We start from the raw sequence: 15,399 nt of genomic DNA, 5'->3' as shown, positions 1-15,399 counted from the left end.
GCTGGTCACACCCCGCGGGCCACCCGGAGCGCCGTCGCGATCATCGGAGCCTGGAACGGGATCCGCGCCGCGGCGACGGCCCGGGCCCGGCCGGAGGTGACCCGGAGGGTGTGCAGGTGCGCTGGGAGGAAGGCGGCGAGCAGGCCGGCGGCGGCCCAGCCGCCCACCGACCGCGTGGCGGGGACGGCGAGCAGCGCGGCGGTGGCCAGCTCGGCCACCCCGCTGCCGGTCACCCAGGGCCGCCCGGGACCCAGCTCCGGCGGCACCATCCACGTGAACGTTCGGGGCCGGACCAGGTGCAGCACCCCCGAACCACCCAGAGCCACGGCCAGTCCCGCTGCGCGCACGTCGATCCCCATGCGGGAACCGTAGGCTCGCCGCTCGTGTCCGTCGTCGACCTGCTCATCGCTGCGGGGGTCGCCCTGCTGGCCGGTGGGATCAACTCCATCGCCGGCGGTGGCTCCCTGATCCTGTTCCCCACCCTGGTCGCGCTCGGGCTGCCCACGGTGGCCGCCAACGTCAGCAACTCCGTCGCCCAGTGGCCGGGGTACCTCGGCGCGGTCATCGGCTTCCGGGACCACTACGCCGGCCAGCGCCGGCGGCTGGTCGCGATGTCGGTGGTCGCCACCCTGGGCGGGACGGCGGGCAGCATCCTGCTGCTGACCACCCCCTCGAGCGCCTTCGACACGATCGTGCCGGTGCTGGTGCTGTTGGCCAGCCTGCTCATCGGGCTGCAGCCGCTCCTCACCAAGCGCCTCAAGGCCCGGGAGACCGACGGCGAGCGCCGCGACCCGCTGTGGCTCTACGTCGTGGTGTTCCTGGCCTGCGTCTACGGCGGCTACTTCGGCGGCGCGCTCGGCGTCATCCTCACCGCGGTGCTGGCCATCGGGCTGGGCCGGCTGAAGCTGGCCAACGCGGTCAAGAGCCTGCTCGCCCTGGTCACCGCCAGCACCACGGTGGTGGTCTTCGGCTTCTTCGGCCCCGTCGACTGGCTGCTGGTCGCCGTCTGCGCCCCGGCCGCGCTGGTCGGGGGCTTCCTCGGTGCCCGGGTCGCCTCCAGGATCCCGACCACCCCGCTGCGGGTGTTCATCGTGGTCTTCGGCGTCGCCGTCGCGGCCTACCTCTTCCTCCGTTGATGGACGTGGACGTGGTGGCCCTCCTGGTCGCCGGTGTGCTGCTCGTGGCCTCCCTGGTCGCGGCCGTCGTCGACTCGCCCCGGCTGCCCGGTGCCGCCGTCGCCGTCCCCGGCGCGCTGCTGCTGGCGGTGCTCGGCGTGGTCGGCTGGCCCGACGCCGAGGCCACCGTGCGGGAGATCGCCCCCACGGTCGGCTTCCTCGTGGTGATCCTGCTGTTGAGCGACCTGGCCGACCGGGAGGGCCTGTTCTCCTGGTCGGCCGCGGTGACCGCCCGCCGGGCCGGCCGCTCGTCGCAGGGCCTGCTGGTCCGGGTGGTCGCGCTGTCCGCCGTCGTCACCGCCGTGCTCAGCCTCGACGCGACCGTCGTGCTGCTCACCCCGGTCGTGCTGGCCACCGCCGCCCGGATGCGGGTGCCGGCCCGCCCGCACGCCTACGCCGCCGGGCACCTGGCCAACTCGGCCTCGCTGCTGATGCCGGTGTCGAACCTGACCAACCTGCTCGCCTTCGCCGCGACCGGGCTGACGTTCCTGCACTTCACCGCGCTGATGGCCGGGCCCTGGGTGGTCGCCGTGCTGGTCGAGTACGTGGTGCTGCGCTGGCTGTTCCGGGCCGACCTGCGGGTCCCGGTGGGCGAGCCGGTGCACGACGTCCCGCCGACACCCCGCCTCGCGCTGGCCGTCGTCGTCCTCACCGTGATCGGGTTCGGGGTCTCCTCGCTGGTCGACCTCTCCCCCGTCTGGCCGGCGCTGATCGGGGTGCTCGTGCTGGCCGGCAAGCAGCTGGCCACCCGGCGCACCCGCCCCGCCGACCTGCTCGCCGCGGCCAACCTGCCGTTCGCGCTCTTCGTGTTCGGCCTGGCGGTCATCGTGCTGGGCCTGCAGCTCAACGGCCTCGAGCGGCTGCTCACCGCCGTGCTGCCGGACGGCGAGAGCCTGCTGGCGCTGCTGGCCGTCGCCGCGGTCTCCGCCGTCGTCGCGAACCTGCTCAACAACCTGCCGGCCACCCTCGCCCTGCTGCCGGCCGCCGCGGTGGGTGGCCCGCCGACGCTGCTCGCCGTCCTCATCGGGGTCAACGTGGGCCCCAACCTGACCTACGTGGGCTCGCTGGCCAACCTGCTGTGGCGCCGGGTGTTCGCCGCGACCGGTGAGGAGTCCCCCAGCCCGGCCCGCTTCAGCCTGGTCGGGCTGGCGACGGTGCCGATCACCCTGGTGCTGGCCACCGTCGCCCTCTGGGCCGCGCTGCAGGTCTGACACCCCCTGACAAAGGAACCTCTGCACCCCCTGAGCGGCTCGTCAGGGGGTGCAGAGGTTCCTTCGTCATTCCCCGCCGCGGCCGGGGTCGCCGATGGCGATCATCGCCTCCACAGCGCGGCGGGCCTTCGTCGCGATCTCCGTCGGCACCTCGATCGCGCCGCTGCCCGTCTGCAGGGTCCGCAGCAGCTTGGCCGGGGTGATCATCTTCATGTAGCGGCAGGCGGCGCGGGAGTTCATCGGCAGGAACTCGGTGACGCTGTTGAGGTTGCGCAGCTGGTGCAGGATGCCGATCTCGGTGGCCACCAGCACCTGCTTGGCCGTCGTCGCCTGGGCGGCCTCGGCCATGCCCCCGGTGGACAGCACCCGGGTGCGGTCGGCGGGCAGGTCGCCGTTGCTGACCAGGTCCAGCACCGAGGTGGTGCAGCCGCACTCGGGGTGCACCAGGATCTCCGCGTCGGGGTGGGCGGCGATCTGCGAGCGGACGTCGGAGGGTGAGATGCCCGCGTGCACGTGGCACTCCCCGGCCCAGATGTGGATGTCCTGCCGACCGGTGACCCGCTTGACGTGCGCGCCGAGGAACTGGTCGGGGCAGAAGAGGATCTCGCGGTCCTCGGGGATCGAGCGGATGACGTCGGCGGCGTTGGAGCTGGTGCAGCAGACGTCGGTCTCGGCCTTCACCGCGGCGGTGGTGTTCACGTAGCTGACGACGACGGCGCCGGGGTGCTCGGCCTTCCACTCGCGCAGCTGGTCGGCGGTGATCGAGTCCGCCAGGGAACAGCCGGCGTCGAGGTCGGGCAGCAGCACGGTCTTGTCCGGGGACAGGATCTTGGCGGTCTCGGCCATGAAGTGGACGCCGCAGAAGACGATCTCGCGGGCGTCGGTCTCGGCGGCGACCCGGGACAGGTAGAGCGAGTCACCGGTGTGGTGGGCGACGTCCTGGATCTCGGGCACCTGGTAGTTGTGCGCCAGGACGACGGCGCCGCGCTCGTCGGCCAGCCGGCGGACCTCGGCGGCCCACTCCTCGTACTGCGCCGGGGACAGCGTCCGCTCGTCACCGATGGGGGCGGCTGGGGCGATCGTCATGGGAGCTCCCGGGGGTCGACGGCGCTGACGGTGACCATGATCCCCCGTCGCCGCCGACCGCCGGTGCCCAGCCTGCCCTTACGATCTGCGCGTTCCCCCCGATGCTCAAGCTCTTGAGGACCTCATGCGCCGTCGCCCGCTCGCTCTCGCCGTGCTCGCCACCACCGCCCTGGCGGTCACCGCCTGCGCCCCCCAGGAGTCCTCCTCCGACGCCGGCGCGTCCGGCAGCAGCGGCGGCGGCTCCTGCGCCCCGGCCGACCTGGACACCGTCGCCGACGACACCCTCACCATCGCCACCGACCAGCCGGCCTACGAGCCGTGGATGGTCGACGACGACCCGACGAACGGCGAGGGCTACGAGTCCGCGGTGGCCTACGCGGTCGCCGAGCAGCTCGGCTACACCGAGGACCAGGTCGAGTGGACGCGGGTGCAGTTCAACACCGCGATCTCCCCCGGGGACAAGTCCTTCGACTTCGACATCAACCAGTTCACGATCAACGACGAGCGCCGTCAGGCCGTGGACTTCTCCTCGCCGTACTACACCGCCACCCAGGCCGTGATCACCACCGCGGGCTCCGCGGCAGACGGCGCGACCAGCCTGGCCGACCTGCAGGACCTGCGCCTCGGCGCCCAGGTGGCCACCACCAGCCTCACCGTGCTGACCGACGTCATCGACCCGACCACCGACCCGGTCGTGTTCAACACCAACGACGACGCCAAGCTCGCGCTGCAGAACGGTCAGGTCGACGCGATCGTCGTCGACCTGCCCACCGCCTTCTTCATCACCAGCGCCGAGCTGGACGACGGCCTGATCGTCGGCCAGGTCGCCGACTCCGGCGAGAGCGGCGACCAGTTCGGACTGCTGCTGGCCAAGGACTCCCCGCTGACCGACTGCGTCAGCCAGGCCGTGGACGCCCTGGAGGCCGACGGCACGCTGGCCGACCTGCAGGACCAGTGGCTGTCCCAGGCCGCCGACGCACCGGTCCTGAACTGACCGCCACCGTCACCGGCGGGGCGCCGGGCATGCCGGCGCCCTCGGAGCTTGAACTGGGACGGCGGGCCTTCCGGGCCCGCCGTTCCCGGCGGTCCACCCTGGTGGCGCTGGGCTCGACGCTGGTCTTCTTCGTCGTCGCCTACCTCGTCGTCACCCGGTCCCCGGGCTGGCCCCGGGTGCAGGCCACGTTCTTCTCCCTGGACGTCGCCCGAGACTCCTTCCCCGAGATCCTGCAGGGCCTGTGGCTCAACGTGCAGGTGCTCGTCGTCGGCGGACTGTGCGTGCTGGTGCTGGGCCTCGGCATCGCGGTCCTGCGCACGTTGCGCGGCCCGGCGTTCGCCCCGCTGCGCATCCTGGCCACCGGCTACGTCGACCTGTTCCGCGGCATGCCGCTGATCATCACGCTGTACCTGGTGGGCTTCGGCTTCCCGGCGCTGCAGCTGCAGGGGCTGCCCACCTCCCCCTTCGTGCTGGGGACGACGGCGATCGTGCTGACCTACTCGGCCTACGTCGCCGAGGTGTTCCGCGCCGGGATCGAGTCGGTGCACCCCAGCCAGCGCGCCGCCGCCCGCTCGCTGGGTCTCTCGCACCGGCAGTCGATGCGGATCGTGGTGCTGCCCCAGGCCGTCCGCAACGTGACCCCCGCGCTGCTGAACGACTTCGTCGCCCTGCAGAAGGACGTCGGGCTCATCTCGGTGCTGGGCGCGATCGACGCCGTCCGCCAGGCGCAGATCATCGTCGGGCAGACCTTCAACTTCACGCCCTACGTCGTCGCCGGGCTGCTCTTCGTGCTGCTCGCCGTCCCCTCGGCCCGGATCGCCGACGGCGTCGCCGCCCGGGCCCGTCGTCGTCAGCAGAGCGGGAGCGTCCTGTGACCGAGCCGGTGCTGGACGTGCGGGGCGTCGTGAAGGCGTTCGGGGACAACGTGGTGCTCCGCGGGGTGGACCTCGCCGTCGGCGAGCACCAGGTGGTCGCGCTGATCGGCGGTTCGGGGTCGGGCAAGTCGACCCTGCTGCGCTGCACGTCGCTGCTGGAGACCGTGGACGACGGTCAGGTGCTGCTCGACGGCGAGGACGTCACCGACCCCCGGGTGGACGCCGACGCGGTCCGCCGGCGCCTGGGCGTGGTGTTCCAGGCGTTCAACCTGTTCCCGCACATGACCGTGCTGGACAACGTGACCCTGGCCCCGGTGCGCGTGCACGGCCGCTCCAAGGCCGACGCCCGCGAGGAGGCACTCGGCCTGCTGGAGCGGATCGGGCTGGCCGACAAGGCCGGGGAGTACCCCGACCGGCTCTCCGGCGGTCAGCAGCAGCGGGTGGCCATCGCCCGGGCCCTGGCGGTGCGCCCCCGGGTGCTGCTGCTGGACGAGATCACCTCGGCGCTGGACCCCGAGCTGGTCGGTGAGGTGCTGCGGGTGGTCCGCGAGGTCGCCGCGCAGGGCATGACCATCGTGATGGCCACCCACGAGATGGGCTTCGCCAAGCAGGTCGCCGACACGGTGTGCTTCCTGTCCGACGGCGTCGTCCTGGAGTCCGGCCCGCCGGAGCAGGTGCTCGGCGAGCCGGTCGAGGCCCGCACCCGCCAGTTCCTCTCCCGCGTCATCGACGCCGGCCGCCTCTGAGGAGAAGCGCCCTTCTCGTCAGCCGTGCTGACGAGAAGGGCGCTTCTCGTCAGGCCAGGTGCGACGTGTCGTTGACCAGGCGGACGGACGACGAACCGTCGGTGCCCCACGTGACCGTGGAGAGCGACGCGGCCTCCAGGAAGACCTTGTAGACGACCTCGTCGCCCACGCCCAGGCCGGCGGCGAGCATCAGCTTGATCGGCGTCACGTGGCTGACGATCAGCACGGTCTTCCCGGCGTGCCGCTCGAGGATGCGGGCGCGGGCCGCGGCGACCCGGGTGGACACGTCGACGATCGACTCCCCACCGGGCGGGCGGACGTCGAGCGCGGTGCGCCAGCGCCGGAAGGCCAGCGGGTTGGCCGCCAGCGCCTCGGTGCCGGTCATCCCCTCCCAGCCACCGAAGTCCAGCTCGCGCAGGTCGCGGTCGACCTCGATGCCCGTGTCGAGCACCTCGGCGACGGCGCCGGCGGTCTGCCGGCAGCGCTTGAGCGGGGAGGACACGATCGCCTCGATGCCGCGACCCACCATCGCCTGCGCGGCGGCGGCGGCATCGGCCCGGCCCAGGTCCGACAGGTCCAGGTCGCTGCTGCCACTGAACCGACGCTCGGGGGTGTGCGCCGTCCGGCCGTGCCGCAGCAGCAGCGTGGTGGTGGTGACCACCGGCGGCGGGGGGCCGGCCGGGGCCGCGGGCTCCTCGACGGCGACCGCGTCGGTCCCGAGGTCGCGGTGCACCGGCTTGCCGTCCATCGCGGAGTTCGCCAACGCGTCGGCGGCGGAGTTCTGCGCGCGCGGGATCCAGGTGTAGCGCACCTGGGCGAGCTGCCGGGCCAGGTCGCGGGCCTGGACGGCCAGCTTCTTCATGTCCGGGTGCTTGATCTGCCAGCGGCCCGACATCTGCTCGACGACGAGCTTGGAGTCCATCCGCACCTCGACGGTCGCGGTCGGGTCGATGCCCAACGCGGCCTCGAGCCCCGCGACCAGACCGCCGTACTCGGCCACGTTGTTGGTGGCGCGGCCGACCGACGCGGCCCGCTCGGCCAGCAGCCGCCCGGTGTCGGCGTCCTTCACCAGGGCGCCGTAGCCGGCCGGACCGGGGTTGCCCCGGGACCCGCCGTCTGCCTCGATGACGAGACGGCGGCTCACAGACCGGACTCGGCGGTGCGGACCAGGATCCGGTTGCAGTTCTCGCAGCGCAGCACGGTGTGCGGGTCGGCGTTACGGGCCGCGGCCAGCTCGGTGCCGTAGAGCTCGATCCGGCACCCCTCGCAGCGGCGGGCGTGCAGCGCAGCCGCCCCGGTGCCCCCGGTCTGCGTGCGGACCCGCTCGTACAGCGCCAGCAGCGGGGCGCTGACGGTGCCGGCGATCTCCTCGCGCTTGGCGCCGTGCTCCTGCTCGCCCTCGGTGATCTCGGCCAGCGCGGCGTCGCGGCGGCCCTCGGCCTCGTCCTGCTGGGCCCGGGCACCGTCGAGACCGGTCTGGGCCGTCGCCAGCGTGGCGTCGGAGGCCTCCCGGCGTTCCATCAGCTCGAGGACCTGGTCCTCCAGGTCGCCCTGGCGCCGGGCGAGGGACTCCATCTCCTGCTGCAGGCTGGTCATCTCCTTGGGCGAGGCCGCCCCGGAGTCCAGCTTCTGCTGGTCACGGGCCGACCGGGCCCGCACGGTGTCGACGTCGGCCTCCAGCCGCTTCTGCTCGCGGTCGAGGTCACGGACCTCGGTCTGCGCGCGCACCACGTCGGCGGAGAAGGCCCGTTGGGCGTCCTCTGCCTCGGCGACGGCAGCGTGTTCGGGAAGGGTGCGCCGGCGGTGGGCGAGTTGCGCGAGCGCGACGTCCTCCGCGGCGAGTGCCAGCAGCTTCTGCTGGTCGAAGTGGTCGGCCTGCACCCGTCCAACCTACCCGCGGCGGAGGGCGTGCCGTACCGCCTCCGACCGGAGGGTCAGTCGGCGGTGTCGGAGGCGGCGTAGACGCCGGGAGCCGGCACCTCGGCGACCTGCTGGGACACGTGCATCGTCCACGGGTCGGTGCGCCGCCGGGAGACCGTGACCTCGACGCGGGCGCCGAGGTCCCGGTACAGGACGTCGGCGGCGACCGGCAGCCACGGGTACTCCGTCGCGTAGTGCGCGACCTCGACCAGGGCCGGGCCCGACACCTCGCCGGCGTCGACGACCGGGTGGTGCTTGAGGTCGCTGGTGAGGAAGACGTCGGCGCCGGCGGCCCGCGCGGTGTCGATGAGCGACCCGCCGCTGCCCCCGCAGAGGGCCACGGTGCGGATGACCCGGTCGGGGTCACCGGCGACCCGCACGCCTGCGGCGGTGGCGGGGAGCACGGCGGCGGCCCGCTCGGCGAACTCGCGCAGCGTGATCGGGTGGGTCAGCTCGCCGACCCGGCCCAGGCCCGCCCGGGTGGGGGTGGAGGAGTTCTCGAAGACCGCGTAGCCCGGGTCCTCGTAGGGGTGCCACTCGTGCAGGGCGCGCAGCACCTCGGCGCGGGCCGCACGGGGCACGACCATCTCCAGCCGGGTCTCCGGGACGCGCTCGAGGGTGCCGTGCGTGCCGATCGCCGGGTTGGTCTCGTTGCCGGGGATGAAGGTCCCGGTGCCGGTGGTCTGCCAGGCGCACCGCGTGTAGTCGCCGATCACGCCGGCGCCGGCCGCGGAGAGCGCGTCGACGAGCCGGTCGCCCTCCTCGACGGGGGCGAACACCACCAGGGTGTCGGTCAGCGGCGCGGCGACCGACTCCAGCGGGACGGCGTTGGCCACGCCCAGGGCGGAGGCCAGCGCGTCGTTGACGCCGTGGTCGGCGGCCCGGTCGGCGTTGGTGTGGGCGACGAAGAGCCCGATCCCAGCCCGGATGAGCCGGTGGACGATGCGGCCCTTGGGGTCGTCAGCGGGCACACCGTGCACCGGGGTCAGCAACAGCGGGTGGTGGGTGACGACCAGGTCGACCCCGGCCTCGATGGCCTCGTCCACGACCGCGTCGGTCGGGTCGACGGCGAAGAGCACCGAGTGGACGGCCTCGGCGGGGTCGCCGCAGACCAGGCCGACGGCGTCCCAGCTCTCGGCCAGGGCCGGGTCGTACCGCGCGTCCAGCGCCGCGACCACCTCGCTCAGCGGCGCGCCCGGGAGCGGGAGCTCACGGACCGTCGCCAACGGGTCGGAGTGCGCGCCTTCGTGCGCCGGGAGTGCCACAGGACCGGACTGTAGGTGAGCGAGCTGGGCTCGGCTCGTCATGACGTGTCGGTCTGCCCTCCCCGGGGTGGGGTGGCTCTCAGCGGGTTCACGGCGGGCGGTGGTCATCTCCCCGTGTTCGCGCGCCGGACGCCTCCTGGACGGGTGGGTGTCGCGCACTCCGGTTGTGGGTGACCTCACCGTCCGCGATCCACGGCGACCGACGTGTCGCCCGGCCCCGGCGGCGCACTCAGTCCATCAACGGGTCGTCGTCCTCGCTGGCGGAGAAGGCGGCCCAGAGCACCGCGTACGGGCCCTCCACCCCCACCAGCTCGGCGTGCGGGCCGACCTGCACGACCCGGCCGTGGTCGAGGACCACGACCCGGTCGGCGCGGGCCGCGGTGGTCAGGCGGTGGGCGACCACGACGGTGGTGCGCCGTTGGGCCAGCGCGTCGGCAGCCCGGTTGACCGCGGCCTCGGTGGCCAGGTCCAGCGACGCGGTGGCCTCGTCGAACAGCAGCACGTCGGGGTCGACCAGCTCGGCCCGGGCCAGGGCCAGCAGCTGGCGCTGGCCGGCCGACAGCGACCGGCCCCGCTCGCCCACCCGGGTGCGGTAGCCCTGCGGCAGGGCGGCGACCATCGCGTGCGCCCCGACGGCGCGGGCGGCGGCCTCGACCTCGGCGTCGGTCGCCCCGGGTCGGCCGTAGGCCACGGCGTCCCGGACCGTCCCCTCGAAGAGGTACGCCTCCTGGGGCACCACCCCCAGCCGTGCCCGGTAGCCGAGCAGGTCCAGCTCGCGGAGGTCCTCGCCGTCGACCCGGACGCTGCCCGCGGTGGGGTCGTAGAAGCGGGCGATCAGCTTGACCACGGTGGACTTGCCGGCCCCGGTCTCCCCCACCAGCGCGACGGTCTCCCCCGGTGCGATGGTCAGCGAGACGTCGCGCAGTGCCGGGGTGTCGGCCCCGGCGTAGGCGAACGTGACGCCGTCGAGGCGGACCTCACCGCGCAGCCGGCCGACCGGGCGGGGGTCGGCGGCGGCCGGGGTGGACGTCGGGGTGCGCAGCAGGTCGCGCAACCGGCGGAGGCCCACGGCTGCCTGCTGGTAGCTGTCGAAGACCTGGGACAGCGACTGGACGGGTGAGAAGAACGTGCCCACGTAGAGCAGGAAGGCCACCAGGACGCCGGCGGTGATCGTCCCCGACGACAGCCGGGCCGCACCCACCACGAGCACCGCGGCGACGGCGATCTCGGAGAGGAACTCAACGAACGGGAAGTAGGTGGCGATGTAGCGCTGGGCCCGCAGCCGCACGTCACGGTAGGCCTTCGCCCGTTCCCGGAAGACCGCCAGCGAGAGGTCGGTGCGCACCGAGGCCTGGGTGACCCGGACGCCCGCGACGTCTTCCTGCAGCCGTGCGTTGACGGCGCTGACCCGCTCCCGGGCCTCGGTGTAGGCCGGCACCGAGCGCGCGCGGAACCAGATCGTGGTCACCAGGAGCACCGGCAGGGTGGCCACCAGCACCAGGGCGAGCTCGCCGTCCAGGAGCACCAGGGCGACCAGCACCCCGACCAGGGTCAGCACGCTGACCACCGCGGTGGTCAACCCGGTCTGCAGGAACGCCGACAACGCGTCGACGTCGGTGGTCATCCGGGTCATGATCCGGCCGCCGAGCTCGCGCTCGTAGTAGTCCAGCCCCAGCCGCTGGAGCTGGGCGAAGGTCTTGACCCGCAGCGTGTAGAGCAGCCGCTCACCGGTGCGGCCGGTCAGCCAGGTGGAGCCGATCGTCACCGCCCAGTCGGCCAGCACGACGGCCAGCGCGATGCCGGTGATCACCAGCAGCGCGCTCAGCGACCCGCCGGAGACCCCGTCGTCGATGCCGCTGCGGACCAGGGCCGGCACCGCGATCTGGGCGACCGCGTCGGCCCCGGTGAGCAGCAGGGCCACCGCAAGCACCCAGCGGAAGGGCTTGAGCAGGCTGCCCAGGGTGAAACCGGGGTCCGCGGCGCGGGCCCGCTCGGCCGGCACCTCGGGGTCGTCGTCGGTGGGCGGCAGTGCGGCGACCAGGGCCCGCAGGCCCGGCGTCGGCGCCGCGGCCGCCTGGGCCGAGCCGCGTCCGCCGATGGAGTCCGCCGGGCCCTGCACCTCCCGGGCCGTGACGTCCTCGGCGACGTCGGGCCAGGCCGCCGGGTCGGTGCCGGTGGGGACGGCCTCGGGTTCGGGCTCGCCGCCCTCGGTGCGCCCGGACAGCAGCAGCCGGTACAGCGGGCAGCGCAGCTCGAGCTCGGCCGCCGTGCCGACGTCGACCACCCGGCCGGCATCGAGCACCGCGACCCGGTCGGCCAGCGCGAGGGTGGACCCACGGTGGGCGACCAGCAGCGTGGTGCGGCTGGCCGAGCCGTGCGCGCCGGTGCGCAGCGCGGTGTGGATGCGGGCCTCGACCGCGGCGTCGACGGCGGAGGTGGCGTCGTCGAGCACCAGCACCCGCGGGTCGGTGAGCAGGGCCCGGGCCAGGGCCACGCGCTGGCGCTGCCCGCCGGACAGCGTGAGCCCCTGCTCGCCGACCACGCTGTCGTAGCCCAGCGGCAGCTCGGCGATGAACCCGTCGGCCTGGGCGGCCCGGGCCGCGGCCTGCACCTCGGCGTCGGTGGCGTCGGGCCGACCGAAGGCGATGTTGGCGCGGACGGTGTCGGAGAACAGGAAGCTGTCCTCGAACACCACGCCGAGCGCCCCACGCAACGCCTCGGTGTCCAGCTCCCGGACGTCGACCCCGCCCACCCGCACCGTGCCGCCGGTCGGGTCGTAGAACCGGGGCAGCAGCGTGACCACGCTGGACTTGCCCGAGCCCGCGGTGCCGACCAGCGCCAGGGTCTCCCCCGGCCGGACGGCCAGCGACACCCCCGACAGCACCGGGTCGCCGTCCCCGAAGGCGAACGTGACGTCGTCGAGCTCGACCGACAACGGGCCGGCCGGCACCGGTGCGGTGCCCGAGGTGAGCACGGGGCGGGTGTCGACGATCTCCAGCACCCGCTCGACGCCGGCCCGGGCCTGCTGGCCGATGACCAGGACGGCGGCGAGCTGGCGGACCGGGGAGACCAGCGCGGCGAGGTAGGTGGCGAAGGCCAGGAAGGTGCCCAGGCTGATCTGGCCCTCCAGCGCCAGCCAGCCGCCGAACCCCAGGACGCCGACCTGACCCAGCGCGGGCACCGCCTGCTGCGCCGGGTTGTAGCGGGAGGTGAACCGGACGACCCGCATCCGGGCGCCGAAGAGCCGCCGGGTGGCACCGTCGAGCCGGTCGAGCTCGCGGTCCTCCTGGCCGAAGCCCTTGACCACCCGCACACCGGTGACCGCGGCCTCGACGTCCCCGGCGACCGCCCCGGCCTGCTGCTGGGCGGCCCAGTTGGCCGGGAAGAGGTCGCGGCGCGAGCGCAGCGCCAGCCACCACAGCGCCGGGCCCACGGCGAGGGCGACCAGGGTGAGCAGCGGGGACAGCCAGGCCATGACCACGATCGAGGCGACGAAGAGCAGCGCGTTGCCGGCCAGGTTGGGCAGGAAGGCGAGCAGGCCCTGGACCAGGGTCACGTCGGAGATCGACCGGCTGACCACCTGCCCGGTCTGCAGCCGGTCCTGGGCCGGGCCGTCGAGGCGGGACAGCGCCGTCGCGACGTCGTTGCGCATGTCGTACTGCACGTCCAGGCTCAGCCGCCCGGCCAGGAAGCGGCGCACGAACCCGGCGCCGAAGCGCACCGCACCGGCCGCGACGAGCAGCCAGACGTAGGCCGCGACCGACCCGGTGCCCCCGGCGACCACGTCGTCGACGACGGCGCGGACCACCAGCGGCACCCCGGCGGCGATGACCGAGCCGAGCAGCGCGGCAGCGAAGGCACCGACCAGGTCGCCCCGGTGGCGCAGGCAGTAGCCGGTGAGCCGGCGCAGCCAGCCCCCGGTCTCGGCGGGAGGGGCGACGATCTCGGCCGGGGGTGCCGCTCCGGGACGGGTCTGGAGGTCGGTGGGCGGCACGTCACCAGTGTGCGCCGGGGGTCTGACACTCCCGGGTGGGAAGCTGCGCTGGTGGCGGACAGGGGGTTGCACGCGCCGGCCTGGCTGGAGGAGCTGGTGCGCACCAGCAGCCCCGCCGTCCCCTGGCGCGACGTCGTCCGGTTCGCCGTCACGATCCCCGGGCCGCTTGTCCTCGTGCTCCTGCTCGGTGGGCTGAGCGACCCCGCCCTGCTCGGCGCGGGCGTCTTCGGCACCACGGGGGCGCTGGCCACGACGCTGGCCCCCCAGGCCGGTCCGCTGCGCACGAAGCTGCGCCGGATCGTGGCGGCCGTCGGGTTCGGGGCGGTCGGGCTGCTGGCCGGGGAGTTCGCCTCCGGCGAGGGCTGGCAGCCGCTCGTGGTGATCGGGGTGCTCTCGGCGCTGGCTGCGCTGATCAGCTCGATCGACGCCGCGCTGAGCCTGGGGGCCCTGCAGCTGCTGGTCTACACGGCGCTGTCCTCGGGGCTGGTGACCACGCTGTCGCCCGGGGTGGAGATCGGGTTCTTCCTGCTGGGTGCGGTCTGGGCGACCCTGCCGGTGCTGGTCCAGGCCCGCACCGAGCAGACCGACCCCGACCGGGGCGCGGTCGGGGCGGTGTTCACCGCCTTGGGCGACCTGCTGGCTGCGGTCGGCACCCCCCGCACCGACGACGCCCGACGCACGCTCACCGAGGCGCTGAACACCGGCTACGACCGGGTGATCCACAGCCGGAGCACGTCGGCGGGGCGCAGCCGGGAGCTGGCCGAGCTCGCCGGGCTGCTGAACGCCGCGGCCCCCCTGGTCGAGGGCGCGGTGGCCTCGGCGCGCGCCGGGGTGGCCGCCGACCCGGCGGACGTGACGGCCACGCACGCCCTGGCCGCGGCGGTCGGCACCCGCCGTCCACTGGTCGGGGAGCAGCCCCCGGCACTGGAGGAGGGCCCCACGACGCGGCGCGCGGTGCGGCACGCGGTGCGGTTGGTGTGGCGGGTGGTGGGAGACCCGGAGGAGCGGGCCCGGGCGGCCGTCGACCGGCAGCACCTGGGCTGGCGGGTGCGGGCGCACGACCTGGCCGACCGGACCTACGGCAACGCCGACTCGAGGGCCTTCGTCGTCCGGCTGACGCTGTGCATGGTGGTGGCGGAGGCCGCACGCCAGCTGCTGCCGATCGAACGGCCGTACTGGGTGCTGCTGACCGTGGCGATCGTGCTGAAGCCGGACTTCGGGTCGGTCTTCACCCGGGCGGTGCAGCGCGGGGTGGGCACGGTCCTGGGTGTGCTGCTGGGATCGGCGCTGCTGGCGGTGCTGCCCGGCCGGGAGTGGGTGCTGGTGGCCATGGCGGTCTCGGCGGCGGTGCTGCCGTGGGCGCGCAACGCCAACTTCGGCCTGTTCTCGGTCTTCCTGACCCCGTTGGTGCTGATGCTGCTGGACCTGGCGGCGCCGAGCAGCTCGGGTCTGGTGGGCGCCCGGCTGGTGGACACCCTGATCGGCTGCGCGATCGTGCTGGTGTTCGGCTACCTGCTGTGGCCCGGCACGTGGCAGGCCCCGCTGGACGACGCCCTGCGGGGCGCGGCGACGGCGTTGGACCGCTTCGTCGCGGCGGCGTTCGGGGACACCCCGGAGGCGACCCGGCGCGCCCGCCGGGCCAGTTACCGGGCGCTGACCGAGCTGCAGACCCAGCTGCAGCGCCGGTTGGCCGAGCCGCCGCCGATCAGCACCCGGGCCGCGGCCTGGTACCCGGTGATCGTGCAGCTGGAGCGCACCTCGGACGCGGTGACCGAGGCGGTGATCGCGATGCGCGCCGGCGCCGAGATCCCCCCGAAGGGCCAGGTCGACGTCCTCCGCCGCTCCATCCGCGAGCTCTCCGACGACCTCCGCCTCCACCTCTTCCCCGACGACGCCGAGATCCACGCCGACGGAGTCCTGGAACCCGTGGCCAGAGAAGTCGACAGCGCCCGCAGGCTGATCCGCCAGACCACCCCAGCCCATCGCGACTAATAGGGTCCGAAGGGCCGTCGTCGTGAGCGGGGGGCCCGCAGGGTCCCCCCGAAGGACGACTCGAGGCGACCAGACAGCAGCGGACCCCGAGCCGGAGGCGAGCGGGCGCGACGAGCGGGGGGACGAAGTCCTCCCCGAGGA

12 protein-coding genes are annotated in these 15,399 nt (G+C 74.2%); 6 read left to right on the top strand and 6 right to left on the bottom strand.

All coding sequences use genetic code 11. The annotated features are described in order from the left end of the window. Nucleotides 1-5: 5 nt before the first annotated feature. Nucleotides 6-359 (bottom strand): hypothetical protein, encoded by a 354-nt coding sequence (locus tag F1C76_17760; protein QNG38168.1) that lies wholly within the window; start codon nt 357-359, stop codon nt 6-8. A 24-nt stretch (nt 360-383) separates the two neighbouring features. Between F1C76_17760 and F1C76_17755 the strand changes: the two genes are divergently transcribed. Together F1C76_17755 and F1C76_17750 are read left to right on the top strand one after the other, a co-directional pair. Next, entirely contained in the window at nt 384-1,136 is a 753-nt protein-coding gene (locus F1C76_17755) for a sulfite exporter TauE/SafE family protein (protein QNG38167.1), read from the top strand. Continuing rightward, nucleotides 1,136-2,386: an arsenic transporter gene (locus tag F1C76_17750; GenBank protein QNG38166.1), complete on the top strand. Its 1,251-nt coding sequence runs from the start codon at nt 1,136-1,138 to the stop codon at nt 2,384-2,386. Before F1C76_17755 ends, F1C76_17750 begins: the two co-directional genes overlap by 1 nt. Nucleotides 2,387-2,452: 66 nt before the next feature. Here the strand turns inward: F1C76_17750 and nadA are convergent, their stop codons facing one another. Then, nucleotides 2,453-3,472 carry a quinolinate synthase NadA gene (nadA, locus tag F1C76_17745; protein ID QNG38165.1) on the bottom strand — a complete coding sequence of 340 codons (1,020 nt, stop codon included), beginning with the start codon at nt 3,470-3,472 and terminating at the stop codon, nt 2,453-2,455. A gap of 124 nt (nt 3,473-3,596) precedes the next feature. Between nadA and F1C76_17740 the strand changes: the two genes are divergently transcribed. Genes F1C76_17740 through F1C76_17730 form a run of 3 tightly spaced genes read left to right on the top strand, consistent with a single transcriptional unit; the run spans nt 3,597 to nt 6,087 of the window. Continuing rightward, nucleotides 3,597-4,466 carry an amino acid ABC transporter substrate-binding protein gene (locus tag F1C76_17740; GenBank protein QNG38164.1) on the top strand — a complete coding sequence of 290 codons (870 nt, stop codon included), beginning with the start codon at nt 3,597-3,599 and terminating at the stop codon, nt 4,464-4,466. 29 nt (nt 4,467-4,495) lie between these two features. Then, nucleotides 4,496-5,341: an amino acid ABC transporter permease gene (locus F1C76_17735; protein QNG38163.1), complete on the top strand. Its 846-nt coding sequence runs from the start codon at nt 4,496-4,498 to the stop codon at nt 5,339-5,341. Nucleotides 5,342-5,349: 8 nt separating this feature from the next. Beyond that, on the top strand, nt 5,350-6,087 hold the full coding sequence (locus tag F1C76_17730; protein ID QNG39345.1) for an amino acid ABC transporter ATP-binding protein: 738 nt from the start codon (nt 5,350-5,352) through the stop codon (nt 6,085-6,087). Nucleotides 6,088-6,136: 49 nt separating this feature from the next. Here F1C76_17730 and F1C76_17725 read toward each other — a convergent pair whose 3' ends face one another. The 4 genes from F1C76_17725 to F1C76_17710 all read right to left on the bottom strand — a co-directional run bounded on the left by F1C76_17725 (nt 6,137) and on the right by F1C76_17710 (nt 13,215). After that, nucleotides 6,137-7,231: a bifunctional RNase H/acid phosphatase gene (locus F1C76_17725; protein ID QNG38162.1), complete on the bottom strand. Its 1,095-nt coding sequence runs from the start codon at nt 7,229-7,231 to the stop codon at nt 6,137-6,139. Further along, the gene (locus F1C76_17720) at nt 7,228-7,968 is read right to left on the bottom strand and encodes a hypothetical protein (protein QNG38161.1); all 741 of its coding nucleotides are present in this window, start codon (nt 7,966-7,968) and stop codon (nt 7,228-7,230) included. The genes F1C76_17725 and F1C76_17720 overlap by 4 nt, the downstream gene beginning before the upstream one ends. A 53-nt stretch (nt 7,969-8,021) precedes the next feature. Then, nucleotides 8,022-9,380, bottom strand: coding sequence for a Nif3-like dinuclear metal center hexameric protein (locus F1C76_17715; GenBank protein ID QNG38160.1), 1,359 nt, complete (start codon nt 9,378-9,380; stop codon nt 8,022-8,024). A gap of 121 nt (nt 9,381-9,501) precedes the next feature. Next, the gene (locus F1C76_17710) at nt 9,502-13,215 is read right to left on the bottom strand and encodes an ABC transporter ATP-binding protein (protein QNG39344.1); all 3,714 of its coding nucleotides are present in this window, start codon (nt 13,213-13,215) and stop codon (nt 9,502-9,504) included. Nucleotides 13,216-13,317: 102 nt separating this feature from the next. On the opposite strand from F1C76_17710, the gene F1C76_17705 reads away from it, so the two are divergent. After that, nucleotides 13,318-15,258, top strand: a complete 1,941-nt coding sequence (locus F1C76_17705) for an FUSC family protein (GenBank protein ID QNG38159.1) — start codon at nt 13,318-13,320, stop codon at nt 15,256-15,258. Nucleotides 15,259-15,399 lie beyond the last annotated feature (141 nt).

The sequence above is a fragment of the Geodermatophilaceae bacterium NBWT11 genome (assembly GCA_014218215.1).
Taxonomy (GTDB): domain Bacteria; phylum Actinomycetota; class Actinomycetes; order Mycobacteriales; family Geodermatophilaceae; genus Klenkia.
The sequence above is the reverse complement of the archived record's forward strand: the minus strand, read 5'-3'. Positions and strand labels throughout refer to the sequence as shown.